The following is a 12317-nucleotide window of genomic DNA, read 5'->3' on the forward strand; positions in this document are numbered from 1 at the left end:
AGGTCGGCCAAATCTTGGGGACGCGTCGGTTGTGACGTGACGTCATCTGGGATGCTCGGGTTATGCCCCTGCAGACTGTGAATAATGCCCAGATTTATGTCGAGGACACCGGCGCCCCGGTTGATCGGCCTGACGCGCCGGTGGTTGTGTTCGGCCACGGGCTGTTGTTCAGCGGTCGAATGTTCGCCGCGCAGGTCGGGCGTCTTCGTGCCGATTATCGTTGCGTCACGATCGATTGGCGTGGTCAAGGCAAGACGCCCGCGGCAGACGAGGGCTATGACATGGAGACCCTGTATGACGATGCCGCGGCATTGATCGTCGGGCTCGATGTGGGGCCGGTCCACTATGTCGGCTTGTCAATGGGCGGCTTTGTCGGGCTGCGTCTGGCGGCCCGGCGCCCCGAACTCATTCGATCGCTGAGCCTGCTGGACACGAGCGGCGGGCCGGAGGATCTGGACAAGGCCGCCAAGTATCGGCAGCTTGCCCGCATCTATCGGTGGGTCGGCATCGGACCGCTCAAGGGCAAAGTCAAACCACTCATGTTCGGTCCAACATTTCTTGCTGACCCGGCATCCAAGGCGGCCACTGATAGGTGGGAGACCGAGCTGAGGTTGACGGATCGGCTCGGTATGAAGAAGGCGATCAAGGGTGTCACGGACCGGCTGGCCATCACCCAAGAGCTCGTAAACATCACTTGTGCGACGCAGGTTGTCGTTGGCGAGGATGACGTCGCGACGCCGTTGGCCAAAGCTCAGGCGCTGGTCGACGGCATCACGGGTGCCGAATTGCTCACCGTCCCGCAGTGCGGCCACTCGAGCACTGTCGAACAGCCCGAGGCGCTTGCCGATCTGCTTGAGGCTTTCCTTCAGCGTCAGGCGGGTCTCAAGCCGGAGGCGTGAACGTCCACGGTTCGAGCGACAACGTCGACGGGTCGAAGTCGTCGATTGACGACATGCCCAGTGACTCGAGAATGATGCTCAGTGGGTCAAGCCCTTTGTTGGTTAAGTCGCGATAGGTCACCGCGCCATCGCGTTTGGCTAACCGTTTTCCTTCGGCGTTGAGCGCGAGCGGCACGTGGGCATAGGTCGCTTCGGGGTAGCCGAGTTGGGCGGCGAGATAGGCCTGGCGGGGTGCCGAACTGAGCAGGTCGTCACCGCGCACGATCTGATCGATGCCCTGGACGGCATCATCGACGACCACTGCCAAGTTGTACGCCGGAATGCCGTCATTGCGCACCAGCACGATGTCGTCAACGGCGCCTTCGATCCGGCCGTGAAGAAGGTCCGTGACCGCATACGTCCCGATTTCGCTGCGAAGTCTGAGCGCAGCTGGCCGTTCGAGCCGACGGGCTGCACGCTCCTCGTCGGTGAGATCGCTGCATGTGCCGGGGTAGGCGCCGGGGGGATGATGCGGTGCCGACGGAGCCTCGTGGATTTCGCGCCGGCTGCAGAAACATTCGTAGACCTCGCCGGCAGCGCTCAGTATCGCGATCGCTTCGGCATAGCGATCGAAACGCTCGGATTGGTGAACGACGGGGCCGTCCCAGTCGATGCCGATCGCGCGTAGATCGGCTAGTTGCTGCGCCTCGGCGCCGGGGTGGACACGGTCAAGATCTTCCACCCGGAGCAGGAAATCTCGGCCGGTGGTTCGGGCGAAAAGCCACGCCAACAGGGCTGTGCGCAGGTTGCCGATGTGGAGGTCGCCGGACGGGCTGGGGGCAAATCGTCCCGCGCTCATGGAAGGACCTTTTCGTGGTGCTGGAAGGCTTCGTCGAGCGTGTAGCCGTGGCGTCGGTAGACCGCCTGTGCCCGCTGGTTGGTGTGCTCCGTGGACAACTCGACCGAAACGGCACCGGCGGCTTCGGCTTGAGCGGCAACTGTATTGAGCAGCAGGTCGACAGCCCGGCCACCGCGTGCCGCCTCCGCGACGAACAGATCGTTGAGGATCCAGATCGGGGCAAGCCGTACCGAGGAGAACGACGGGTAGATCTGCGCGAAGCCGACCGGGTTCGTGCCGTCGATCGCGACGAACACCAGAGATTCGCCGGCCGCTACGCGCTCGGTCAAAAACGTGGTGGCAGCGTCGCTGTCGTAGGGTGCTCCGTAGAACGTCAGGTAGTCCGCGAACAGCGGCGTAGCGACATCGATGTCATCGACTGAAATTCGTGAAACACGCATGTGACCAGAGTGCCAGAGCCGAGTGACAGTCGGATTACGTCATACCAATTGGGGCCTATAGCCCGCGTTTCCTATGACGTAAGCGAGGTCGGTCGCAATGCATCGCTGAGCGTGTTCAATGTGCTGTCGACGACTGTGAAAAAGGCCCATTTGCCGCGTTGCTCGCGGGTGACGAGGCCAGCGTCGACGAGTTGCTTCATGTGGTGCGAAACGGTGGGCTGAGACAAACCGACCGGGTCTGTTAGGTCGCAAATACATGCTTCGGCGCCAGGCTGTGCGGCGATCAAAGAGAGCAGTCGTACACGCGTTGGATCACCGAGCGCTTTGAACATGCGGGCCAAACGTTCGGCTGCTTCGATGTTTAGCGCGCCCCCGGTGACCGGTGAGCAGCACGCTGCAACATCAGCGGTGAGAAATGGAAGATCGGCGGTCATGAGTTCATCATGACAGACGTATTGACAAACGTCGATACATCGACCATCGTCAATACGTAGATACCAATCAATGCATCAAGGAGCGGACTATGCCCCAGGAATCAGAATTACGCGAGCAGGTTCGCGATCGCTATGCGCACGCTGCGGTGGCTGTGCAGGCGGGTTCATCCAACACCGAGTTGAACATTGTCGATGACAATTCTGGTTCGTGCTGTGGCGGTGACACGGCCGATGTTGACACCCGATTTGGCGCGGGCCTCTATGCCGTCGGTGAGCAGGGTGACCTACCCGCTGAGGCATTGGCTGCGAGTTTGGGTTGTGGCAACCCGACTGCGGTGGCCGATCTGCACCCCGGTGAGCGAGTGCTCGACCTAGGCTCGGGCGGTGGGATCGATGTCTTACTGTCGGCCCGTCGCGTAGGAGCGGCCGGTTTTGCCTATGGCGTGGACATGACCGATGAAATGCTCGATCTAGCGCGCACCAACGCCGCCAAAGCAGGCGCGACCAATGTGGAGTTTCTCAAGGGCACGATCGAAGCTGTGCCGCTGGCGGATGCCGCGGTCGACGTGGTGATCTCCAACTGCGTCATCAACCTGTCCACCGACAAGCCGGCCGTACTCGCAGAAATGTTCCGGGTGCTGACCCCAGGCGGCCGCATCGGGATCTCCGATGTCGTTGCCGAAGACCACCTGTCGACGACCGACCGTGCCGACCGCGGCTCGTATGTCGACTGTATCGCCGGTGCCTTGTCGCGCTCGGAATATCTCTCTGGCCTGACTGCAGCGGGATTCATCGATGCGGAGGTTGAGTTCACCCATGAAGCGGCCGAGGGGATGCACGCAGCCATCATCCGCGCCAGCAAACCTGCCGTATGAGCCATACTGCAACGCCGGTCGGCACGGTTGCGGGCCGGATGGGACGACTGGACCGGTTTCTCCCAATCTGGATACTGCTTGCCATGGCCGCAGGGCTAGCGCTCGGTCGCCTGATTCCCGGACTCGATGACGCCCTCGACGGGATCAAAATCGGTTCGGTGAGCCTACCGATCGCAGTCGGCCTGCTGCTGATGATGTATCCGGTGCTGGCCAAAGTTCGCTACGACCAAACCGCACAGGTCACCGGTGACCGACGACTCCTCGGTGCATCGTTGGTCCTGAACTGGCTGGTAGGTCCCGCGTTGATGTTTGCGCTGGCCTGGTTGTTGTTGCCCGACCTCCCTGAGTTTCGGACTGGCTTAATTATCGTCGGCCTAGCGCGCTGCATCGCGATGGTGTTGATCTGGAATGACCTGGCCTGTGGCGATCGAGAAGCCGCTGCGGTCCTCGTGGCGATCAACAGTGTGTTCCAAGTCCTCGCGTTTGCAGCCTTGGGCTGGTTTTACCTCCAGGTATTGCCCGGTTGGCTCGGCTTGTCGACCACCGACGCAGGGTTCTCGGTTCGCACGATCGTGATCAGCGTTGTGGTTTTCTTGGGTATTCCGCTGGTTGCTGGCTACCTCTCGCGCACGTTCGGGGAACGGCTCAAGGGCCGCGATTGGTATGAGCAACAATTTCTGCCGCGCATTTCGCCGATTGCCCTGTATGGGTTGTTGTTCACTATCGTGATGTTGTTCGCGCTGCAAGGCGACACGATCAGTCGCCAACCGTGGGACGTGGCCCGTATCGCCATCCCGCTATTGGCCTATTTCGTGCTCATGTTCACGATTGCCTGGCTGGTGGCGACAGGTCTGGGCCTCGGCTACGCGAAGACCGCAACGGTCGCGTTCACCGCCGCGGGCAACAACTTTGAACTCGCCATCGCGGTCACGATCGCAACGTTCGGCGTCACCTCGGGTCAGGCGCTTGCCGGCGTCGTCGGGCCACTCATTGAAGTGCCAGTCCTTGTTGCGTTGGTCTATGTGGCGCTGTGGCTGAAAAACCACACTCAGCTAGACCGTGCGGTCCGCTTACGTCATACCGAATGAGGCCTATAGCCCTCGTTCGTTATGACGCAAGGGAGGCTGTTGTACCCCCGGGATTCACGCCGTATTGCACAGGGTGGATTAATTCCACTGCTAACGTCTTGCGCATCGCCCACACAATGGAAGGCCGATGACGTGTCTGATCCCGTGAGTTTCTTCGTTAGCTCGTGCGCTGACAACCCGGCGCGACCTTGACCAACCTGATTGAGCACGAGCCCCTGGCACAGCGCGGCACCGTGATCGCTCAAACGCTCGCCGCCTAGTGGCCACCGCTCACCATCAGAACGGTCCCGCTCAGTGTTCGTGCCTGTTTCGTGGAGATTTCGTTTTTCGCCGAAGCCCGGACTTGCCTGCCGAGTTCTGCTCCGGCCAGAACACTCTCTACATGATTGACTCCGGCCCCGGTGCCGGTTCAATGGTTGGGTTCCTCAGGGAAACCATAGTCACAGTTGCGAGAGCCGAAATAACGTTAGACCGCCGGTAGCACTTAAACCTGCCGCTGGGAAAGGTCCTACTAGTTATGTTGGGGCAGGACTGATAGCGTCATGCGGCATACCGTCGGCATCACCCGGGTTAGCACGCATACCTCTATCGGTTTACTAGCGGTATAGGACAATGTCGGGCCCTTCTGGGCTAGCCGTCCGCAGTTGCTCACCAAGGGGGGAGAACTTTATGGGTTCCCTGATTCTCATGATCATTGGCCTGACTGCCATGGCTACTGGCTATCTGGTCTACTCAAAGTATCTTGCGCGCGAGGTCTACAAACTCAACGACAGTTTCGTGACTCCAGCGCACGAGCTAGAAGATGGCGTGGACTACGTACCCACGAACAAATTTATTCTGTGGGGCCACCATTTCACCTCGGTCGCCGGTGCTGCCCCCATCGTGGGCCCTGCGATTGCAGTGATCTGGGGCTGGCTTCCAGCCTTGCTCTGGGTCACCGTAGGCACCGTCTTCTTCGCCGGGATGCACGACATGGGCACGCTGTGGGCCTCGACGCGGAACAAGGGGCGCTCCATCGGCGCACTGTCCGCCCGCTACATCGGCAAACGCGGCGCCAACCTGTTCTTGGTCGTCATTTTCCTTGTCTTACTCATGGTGATCGCGGCATTCGCAGTCGTCATCAAAAACCTCCTCATCAGCACACCGGGAGCGGTCATCCCCGTGTGGGGCGCCATTGTTGTCGCCCTTCTGGTGGGTGTTGCTATGTACCGGATGCTCTGGCCGCTACTGCCCGTTACCGTCGTCGGCGTCGTTGCACTTTACGCGCTCATCGTGGTGGGCGACAGGATGCCGGTGGTGCTCCCCGAATCGACGCTCGGCATGTCCCCGGCCACCCTGTGGATTCTCGCTCTGTTCGCTTACGGAGCGATTGCTTCCCTGCTGCCGGTGTGGGTCCTGCTTCAGCCGCGTGACTACATCAATGGTGTGCAGCTGTTTGTCGGCTTGATCCTGTTGTTCGGATCCGTCCTGCTGGCCACACTGTTCTCCGCAACACCACCGGCGATCGTCGCGCCCGCCATCAACATGGACGTTCCCGCGGGTACGCCAAGCATGATTCCCCTCCTGTTCGTGACCATCGCTTGCGGTGCTATTTCAGGATTTCACGGGATGGTGGCTTCAGGCACCACGTCGAAGCAACTCGACAAAGAAACGGATGCTCGTTTCGTCGGATACTTCGGCGCCGTCGGCGAGGGACTTCTCTCCTTGGGAACGATCCTGGCCGTCGTCGGTGGATTCAAATCGGTTGCGGAGTGGAACGAGATTTACAGCGAGTTCGGCTCAGCTGGGGTTGATGCCTTTGTTCAAGGCGGCGCGACCCTGATGCAGAACGGCATCGGCCTGCCGGCATCGCTCAGCGCCACGGTGCTGGCGACCATGGCTGTGCTGTTCGCAGCGACCACGATGGACACCGGAATGCGGCTGCTGCGCTACGTGATCCAGGAAGCCGGTGAAGCCTTCGAACTCAAGATCGGCAACATTCCCGCGACCTTCATGGTCGTGGTCCTCGGCCTCGGCCTGACGTTCTCGCAGGGCCTCGGAGGCGATGGCGGTCTGCGCATCTGGCCGCTGTTCGGAACCAGCAACCAACTGATGGCGTCGCTGAGCCTGTCAATCATCGCGGTCATACTGATCCGCAAGGGGCGTAACCCGATAACGGCGTTGATTCCGCTGGTGATCGTTTTCAGCATGGCATTCTGGGCGGCGATCGAACAGCTTAGCAGTTTCGCCGACCCGAGCAACCCCGATTGGATGCTCTTCGCGCTCGACATCATCATCATCGTGGCCAGCGTGTGGGTCGCCGTCGAAGCGATCTTGGCGGTGCGGGACGCGAGGAACTCGGTTCCCGAACACGAGGACGCTGACGCGGAACTTACCGCGACCACGGATTACGTGTAGCCGAATGGGATCATTACCGACTGACCGGCGCCGGAACAAGTTCTTCCAGCGTTGGTCGGCATTCCGCGAGGGCATGTACGAGTTCTATGTGGGACCGTACCGGCAGATGTTCAAACAGGAGCAGCAAAACGAAGACGATCTGTTTATGATCGCGGTCTTGGGCGAGGCTCTCGGCGTGCCCGACCCGGCCGCGTATTACACCGCCGAACTCATGCCCGCCATCTGGGAAAATTTCCATACCTGGCATCGCCGCATTGGTATCCCGCGCTCGCCTTTGGACCATATCGGATGTTGCTAACACTCGCTGGCGAACGGAGAGTGCTCTTCGTCGGAGGCAAGGGCGGAGTAGGCAAGACGTCCGTAGCATCTGCTTTAGCCCTTGCCGTTGCCCAAAACGGCGGAAGAGTGCTGCTCGTCTCAACAGACCCCGCACACAACCTCGGGCATATCTGGGACACGACGTTATCCGATGCGCAAGCACGGGTTTTCACGGCTTCGCACGGATATGTGGATGCCGTTGAGATAGACCCGTATGCCACCATCGAACGTCATTTCAACGCTGTCGACGCGACCATGATGAAGCTCCTTCCCGAGCGGTTGCACCGCTCGGCGAAACAGCACCTCGAACTCGCGAAGACAGCACCGGGCAGCCACGAGTCAGCCATCCTCGAACGGATCGCCGAACTCATCGACCAGGATGCCGAAGTCTATGACCTCGTCATCTTCGACACCGCACCATCCGGCCACACGCTGCACCTGCTTACGCTGCCGGAGAAGTTGACGGGGTGGACCGAATCGCTGCTAGCGAGTCGTTCGAGATCGGAGCGATTCGCCGCGGCCGCCCGTGGAATCGTCGGCGGTGAAGACCCGGCGGCATCAGCGGACTCCGAACTGAGGCACACGTTGATCGCTCGTCGTGATCGGTTCGTCCGAATGCGGAAGACGATCACTGATGCCAACGCCACGGGCTTCGTAATCGTGACTCTCGCGGAAAGGATGCCGGTCGCCGAATCGCTCGACATCGTCAGACAATTGCGCGATCTGGGGATCGACATTGCGTCCATTGTCGTTAACCGCAGATCCCCTGCCGACTCCGGCTCTCTCTTAGCCGAACGCAGGAAGCTCGAAGACAACTGTCTACAGGTGCTGCGCGAGCAACTCGACGCTGTGCCGATCGCCGAACTCCCGCTGCTGGCTCGGGACCTGACGGGAGAAGAAGCCTTGGGGGAACTCGCGGCGCTCCTCACCGCGAACTAACGATGATCTATATCCGATTGGCTCAAATGCCGACCCGGAGCTGCCAATGCTCCGTAAGCGGATCGGCGAGCGGTACTAGATGGAGAGACACGCGGCCTGAAATTGCCCCGATGGCGGGGGCGTTCCGTAAGAGCGTGGTCACCGGGACACGTTGATCGACCGGTGTTCTCCGGGGCGATCACGACAAACGACCCGGTCGTAAACCCACGAGTTCATGTCGATCGCTGTGCACTTGACGCTTAAGATGGGCAACCTACTTGCGTGCTTTCGATTCCTACCGTGGTGAAAACAACCTCGACACACTCGACCTCAAGCCAGCGCTGCGAAGGACGCCGTCTTCCTCCTCCCGCAGGTCGAAGCCACGATCTCCGGGATGAATGCCGCGTATGCGCGCAGTCTGTTCATAGATCGTTTCCTGCGTAGGAGAGGTTGAAGCTCTTGTTGACTAGTGGGAAGTCCGGGACGATGGTGTCTACCAACGCAACGGGAAGTGCCGGCCAGTTGAAGAACGAGGGGTCCACGATTTTAAGCCGCCGGACTCGCCTGTCGGGGCTGATCTCGACGCGTTGAGCGATGGTGCCGCGCCAGCCTTCGACGAGCCCCAACCCGGAAGCGCCTGGGCGTATCTGGGGCGGCTCGTCGCTGGCAATCTCGCCCGAACCAGCCGCGTCGATTAAATGTAGTAACAGTGCTACCGATTCCTGGATCTCCCTGGCACGGACCAGGAAGCGTGCCAGCACGTCCCCGCCGGTCTCGGTCACTATCGTCAGCCCGGCAGTTGCTTCGGTGAACGGGTGGTCGCGGCGGGCATCGAGCGCGACACCGCTAGCGCGGGCGACGTAGCCAACCACGCCGATGTCGGTGACCTGTTCGGCGGTGAGGATTGCCGTGCCGGTCAAGCGGTCACTGATACCGCTGTGGTTTAGTGCAAGCTCTACAAGCTGGGCAATATCGGCGGCAATCTCCCGCAGTTCTGGTGGGTCAGGCCAATCGCGGACCCGCGCCCCTCCTGGGAAGACTGCGCCCCGCAGGAGTCGGTGACCCGTGACGCTGGCGTTCAGCCGCAGCAGCCGCTCCCGAATCCGCAGAGCATGGGTGTTCAACAACCCTTGGCCGGTGTCATTGCACAAGGCACCGAGATCTGTGACGTGGTTGTAGAGCCGCTCCAGTTCCAGCACCGCTGCCCGCATCACGTTGGCCCGTGCCGGCACCGGCCAATCCATTGCCTCCTCGACGGCCAGGCAGAACGCCAACGTGTGCCCCACAGCAGTGTCGCCCGACACCCGTTCGGTCAGCGGGACGGCGTCTGCCGGTAGGCGTCCTTCGGCGAGCTTCTCGATACCTCGGTGCACGAACCATAGTCGGGCTTTGAGCTTGAGAATGGTTTCTCCCACCACCGAGAGTCGGAAGTGTCCCGGTTCGATCATGCCTGCGTGGATGGGGCCGACGGGGATCTCGAAGACGCCGGGGCCCTCGACGATGAGGAAGGGGTACGTCTCCTCGGGCGAGCCGAATGGTGGGGGCGGGCCGGCGTCGCTGCGCATCGGATACCAGCCCTGCGGCCAGTGATGGTGCCGTACCAGACGCCGCGGTAGTGGATGGTCGATCGGGGTGATGCCGTAGAGGTCCCGCATCTCGCGCTCAAACCTGCCCGCCGGGAACGAGAGTCTGGCGAGGCTGGGGATCGAAGGGGCTTGTCGGTCGATAACCAACACAAGTTCGACTCGGCGGTCGGGTCGGGGGGCGACGAAGACGTAAATGACCCGGAAACGGTCCTCGTCCTCGTGCGCCGCGATGAGGGCGAGGCGGAAGCCGTCGTCCAGAAGTGCCGCAGCACGTGGCCACAGGCTCTGCGACGTCACCTCGATCTGGCGACGCTCGTGGGCGCCTGGCTTTTGTGTCGGCATGGTCATGGGGTACCTACGATCAGACTGGCAGCGTGCAACAACTGGTCCACCGGCCAGGCAACGATGCCCAACCCAGCGAGTGCCACCAGGCCGAGGACCAGCGGGGTGGTCGAACCGGTACTGGGGCTGATGCGGACCCGGGCCCGGTCCGAACCAGACCCCAGGATCATGGGGGTCAACTGGGCGGTGATGGCGACGAAGATGATCACCAGCATCGCCAGAGCCAGGGCGATCACCCAGGTCAGCCCGCTGGCGACTGCGGCACGCGCCAGACCGATCTCGCTGACGAAGAGGCTAAATGGCGGCAGGCCGAGGAGCGCCAGGAATCCGACGCCGAAGACCGCAGCCAGCGTCGGTCGCCGGGCAAGTAGACCGCGAACGCCCGCGCTCTGGGAGGTCCCCTCGAAGAGGAGCACTTGGCCGGCGCTGCAGAACAGCACGGCCTTGCCGAGCCCGTGGCCCAGGATGTGCAGCAGGCTCGCGGCGATGGCCAGTGGTGTGCCGATGGCTAGGCCGATGACGATCAGGCTCATGTGTTCGATGCTGGAGTAGGCGAGGAGCCGCTTGTAGTCGCGTTGAGCAATGATCAGTGAGGTCGCGAGGATCAGAGACGCCAATGCTATTACCAGGAGAATAGTCCGGATGAACGACGGGTCTAGGCTGCCCATGGCGATCACTCGGTACCGAATAAGTGCGTACACAGCTACCGGGAGCAGGACCCCGGACATCAGCGCGGAGACGGGAGCGGGTGCCTGGCTATGCGCATCGGGTAGCCAGCTGTGCAGCGGAATCATGCCCGCCTTGGCGCCGTATCCGAGCACTAGCAGGGCGAATGCGATCCGCATGACGCCAGGGTCGAACTCGCTCGAGTGGGCGACCAGCTGGTCCCAGTCCAATGCAGCACCGCTGGGAATGGCGGTCTGTCGTGCCGCGTAGTAGACGAGGACGGTGCCGAGGTAGGCCAGTGCGATCCCGACCGAGCAGATAATCACGTACTTCCAGGTCGCCTCGACCGCGCCGCGAGTACGTCGATGCCCGACCAGGAACGCCGTGACGATAGTTGTCGCCTCGACGGCCGCCCACAACACCCCGAGGTTGTTGGCCAGCACCGCGAGGACCATTGCCGCCAAGAAGGTCGGCACCAGTGTGGTGTAGCGACGGATGTCGGCGCTCTGCACGTCGTCATGAGCCAGCTCGCTGTCCACGAAGGCAACGTTGGCCCAAGTCGCGATCACCCCCACCGCCCCGATCACGATCAACATCACGGCGGAGAGTGAGTCGACACGCAGCAGGGAGCCCGCCGTCAGAGCAACACCGTCGATCGTGAGAATCGCAGCACAGATCCCGCTGGTCAAGATGACAAACGCAGCCGCCACGCTCACCCAGCCAGTGGACCGTCTCGGCTCGCGGCGGGCAAGCGCAACGATGCCGGCGAACACGGGAGCAGCCAAAGGAACCCCGATCACCAAAGCGTCCACGAACCCACCTGGTCCGATGGATGAAGCGCCGACCATTCAGTCCCTCAACTCTCGTAGTTCGCCGATATCGGTGTCCCCGAAGGCCGTGCGAAGTCGGATGGTGAGCACTTGGAGGACCAGTACTACCAGCAGTAGGTCCATCGACACCGCGAGTTCGACGATCACCGGGACACCCGAGGTCACGAGGAAGGCAGTGGCGGCGATGCCGTTGTCGAGCAGTAGGAGCCCCGCCACCTGGGACAGTGCACGACGACGGGTGACCAGCATGAAGAACCCCAGTAGGACCATGGCGATCCCGACCGGTACCGCGTGCGTGGTCGGCGTCGGGTCCAACACGACCAGCGGTCTGCTCACCGCGTAGGCCAGGAGGGTCAGTAGCGCAGCCGCTAAGAGTGAGGCGGGTACATTGACCACCGGTTGCGTCTCCCGTGCGGCACCGCCGGCAGCGAGCACCCGGCGCAACACCGCAGGTAGGACGCCGCCCTTGAGTACGAGAATACCCAGTGCGACTGCGTATAATTCCAGGCCGCCTTCCTGGGTTCCCAACAAGGCCGCCATCGCGGCCAACAGAACACCCTGGGCAGTCAGCAGACTGATCAGCGCCGAGAGTCGCCGACGCCACAGCATCAGGACTGAGGTCAGCAGCAAGCCACCGCTGACGAGGTAGAGAAACTGCGTGAAGAGTTCCACAGACACGAGCTATC

Annotated in this window: 12 protein-coding genes; 6 read left to right on the forward strand and 6 right to left on the reverse strand. The window is 61.7% G+C overall.

Annotation, left to right across the window (positions count from 1 at the left end):
- Nucleotides 1-62: 62 nt before the first annotated feature.
- The gene (locus AC2YB9_RS02530) at nucleotides 63-899 is read left to right on the forward strand and encodes an alpha/beta fold hydrolase (RefSeq protein WP_487267184.1); all 837 of its coding nucleotides are present in this window, start codon (nucleotides 63-65) and stop codon (nucleotides 897-899) included.
- On the opposite strand, the gene gluQRS is transcribed toward AC2YB9_RS02530, so the two are convergent.
- The 3 genes from gluQRS to AC2YB9_RS02545 all read right to left on the reverse strand — a co-directional run bounded on the left by gluQRS (nucleotide 883) and on the right by AC2YB9_RS02545 (nucleotide 2611).
- The gene (gene gluQRS / locus AC2YB9_RS02535) at nucleotides 883-1737 is read right to left on the reverse strand and encodes a tRNA glutamyl-Q(34) synthetase GluQRS (RefSeq protein WP_487267185.1); all 855 of its coding nucleotides are present in this window, start codon (nucleotides 1735-1737) and stop codon (nucleotides 883-885) included. The two genes, AC2YB9_RS02530 and gluQRS, sit on opposite strands and share 17 nt — an antisense overlap.
- A complete protein-coding gene (locus AC2YB9_RS02540) occupies nucleotides 1734-2177 on the reverse strand; it encodes a GNAT family N-acetyltransferase (protein WP_487267186.1) in 444 nt (147 codons plus the stop codon). Before AC2YB9_RS02540 ends, gluQRS begins: the two co-directional genes overlap by 4 nt.
- Nucleotides 2178-2248: 71 nt before the next feature.
- Nucleotides 2249-2611 (reverse strand): ArsR/SmtB family transcription factor, encoded by a 363-nt coding sequence (locus AC2YB9_RS02545; protein WP_487267187.1) that lies wholly within the window; start codon nucleotides 2609-2611, stop codon nucleotides 2249-2251.
- Between the two features lie 89 nt (nucleotides 2612-2700).
- On the opposite strand from AC2YB9_RS02545, the gene arsM reads away from it, so the two are divergent.
- The 5 genes from arsM to AC2YB9_RS02570 all read left to right on the forward strand — a co-directional run bounded on the left by arsM (nucleotide 2701) and on the right by AC2YB9_RS02570 (nucleotide 8228).
- Complete coding sequence (gene arsM, locus AC2YB9_RS02550; protein ID WP_487267188.1) at nucleotides 2701-3486, forward strand: arsenite methyltransferase; 786 nt, start codon at nucleotides 2701-2703, stop codon at nucleotides 3484-3486.
- Nucleotides 3483-4574, forward strand: a complete 1092-nt coding sequence (gene arsB, locus AC2YB9_RS02555) for an ACR3 family arsenite efflux transporter (protein ID WP_487267189.1) — start codon at nucleotides 3483-3485, stop codon at nucleotides 4572-4574. Before arsM ends, arsB begins: the two co-directional genes overlap by 4 nt.
- A 669-nt stretch (nucleotides 4575-5243) precedes the next feature.
- Nucleotides 5244-6971, forward strand: a complete 1728-nt coding sequence (locus tag AC2YB9_RS02560; RefSeq protein ID WP_487267190.1) for a carbon starvation CstA family protein — start codon at nucleotides 5244-5246, stop codon at nucleotides 6969-6971.
- Nucleotides 6972-6975: 4 nt separating this feature from the next.
- On the forward strand, nucleotides 6976-7269 hold the full coding sequence (locus tag AC2YB9_RS02565; RefSeq protein ID WP_487267191.1) for a cory-CC-star protein: 294 nt from the start codon (nucleotides 6976-6978) through the stop codon (nucleotides 7267-7269).
- The gene (locus tag AC2YB9_RS02570) at nucleotides 7260-8228 is read left to right on the forward strand and encodes an ArsA family ATPase (RefSeq protein ID WP_487267192.1); all 969 of its coding nucleotides are present in this window, start codon (nucleotides 7260-7262) and stop codon (nucleotides 8226-8228) included. The genes AC2YB9_RS02565 and AC2YB9_RS02570 overlap by 10 nt, the downstream gene beginning before the upstream one ends.
- Nucleotides 8229-8629: 401 nt before the next feature.
- On the opposite strand, the gene AC2YB9_RS02575 is transcribed toward AC2YB9_RS02570, so the two are convergent.
- Genes AC2YB9_RS02575 through AC2YB9_RS02585 form a run of 3 tightly spaced genes read right to left on the reverse strand, consistent with a single transcriptional unit; the run spans nucleotide 8630 to nucleotide 12309 of the window.
- A complete protein-coding gene (locus AC2YB9_RS02575; protein ID WP_487267194.1) occupies nucleotides 8630-10141 on the reverse strand; it encodes a hydrogenase large subunit in 1512 nt (503 codons plus the stop codon).
- Nucleotides 10138-11613, reverse strand: a complete 1476-nt coding sequence (locus tag AC2YB9_RS02580; RefSeq protein ID WP_487267195.1) for a proton-conducting transporter transmembrane domain-containing protein — start codon at nucleotides 11611-11613, stop codon at nucleotides 10138-10140. The genes AC2YB9_RS02575 and AC2YB9_RS02580 overlap by 4 nt, the downstream gene beginning before the upstream one ends.
- Before the next feature lie 36 nt (nucleotides 11614-11649).
- Nucleotides 11650-12309 carry a hypothetical protein gene (locus AC2YB9_RS02585; protein ID WP_487267196.1) on the reverse strand — a complete coding sequence of 220 codons (660 nt, stop codon included), beginning with the start codon at nucleotides 12307-12309 and terminating at the stop codon, nucleotides 11650-11652.
- Between the last annotated feature and the right edge of the window lie 8 nt (nucleotides 12310-12317).

It is taken from the genome of Aeromicrobium changchenzhani (assembly GCF_057586615.1).

Excerpts from the sequence above, each read along its gene's own strand:
- AC2YB9_RS02570 (WP_487267192.1), top strand. The coding sequence starts at position 7,260 with ATGTTGCTAACACTCGCTGGCGAACGGAGAGTGCTCTTCGTCGGAGGC.
- AC2YB9_RS02565 (WP_487267191.1), top strand. The coding sequence starts at position 6,976 with ATGGGATCATTACCGACTGACCGGCGCCGGAACAAGTTCTTCCAGCGT.
- AC2YB9_RS02530 (WP_487267184.1), top strand. The coding sequence starts at position 63 with ATGCCCCTGCAGACTGTGAATAATGCCCAGATTTATGTCGAGGACACC.
- arsM (WP_487267188.1), top strand. The coding sequence starts at position 2,701 with ATGCCCCAGGAATCAGAATTACGCGAGCAGGTTCGCGATCGCTATGCG.
- AC2YB9_RS02540 (WP_487267186.1), bottom strand. The coding sequence starts at position 2,177 with ATGCGTGTTTCACGAATTTCAGTCGATGACATCGATGTCGCTACGCCG.
- AC2YB9_RS02575 (WP_487267194.1), bottom strand. The coding sequence starts at position 10,141 with ATGACCATGCCGACACAAAAGCCAGGCGCCCACGAGCGTCGCCAGATC.
- AC2YB9_RS02545 (WP_487267187.1), bottom strand. The coding sequence starts at position 2,611 with ATGACCGCCGATCTTCCATTTCTCACCGCTGATGTTGCAGCGTGCTGC.
- arsB (WP_487267189.1), top strand. The coding sequence starts at position 3,483 with ATGAGCCATACTGCAACGCCGGTCGGCACGGTTGCGGGCCGGATGGGA.
- AC2YB9_RS02560 (WP_487267190.1), top strand. The coding sequence starts at position 5,244 with ATGGGTTCCCTGATTCTCATGATCATTGGCCTGACTGCCATGGCTACT.
- gluQRS (WP_487267185.1), bottom strand. The coding sequence starts at position 1,737 with ATGAGCGCGGGACGATTTGCCCCCAGCCCGTCCGGCGACCTCCACATC.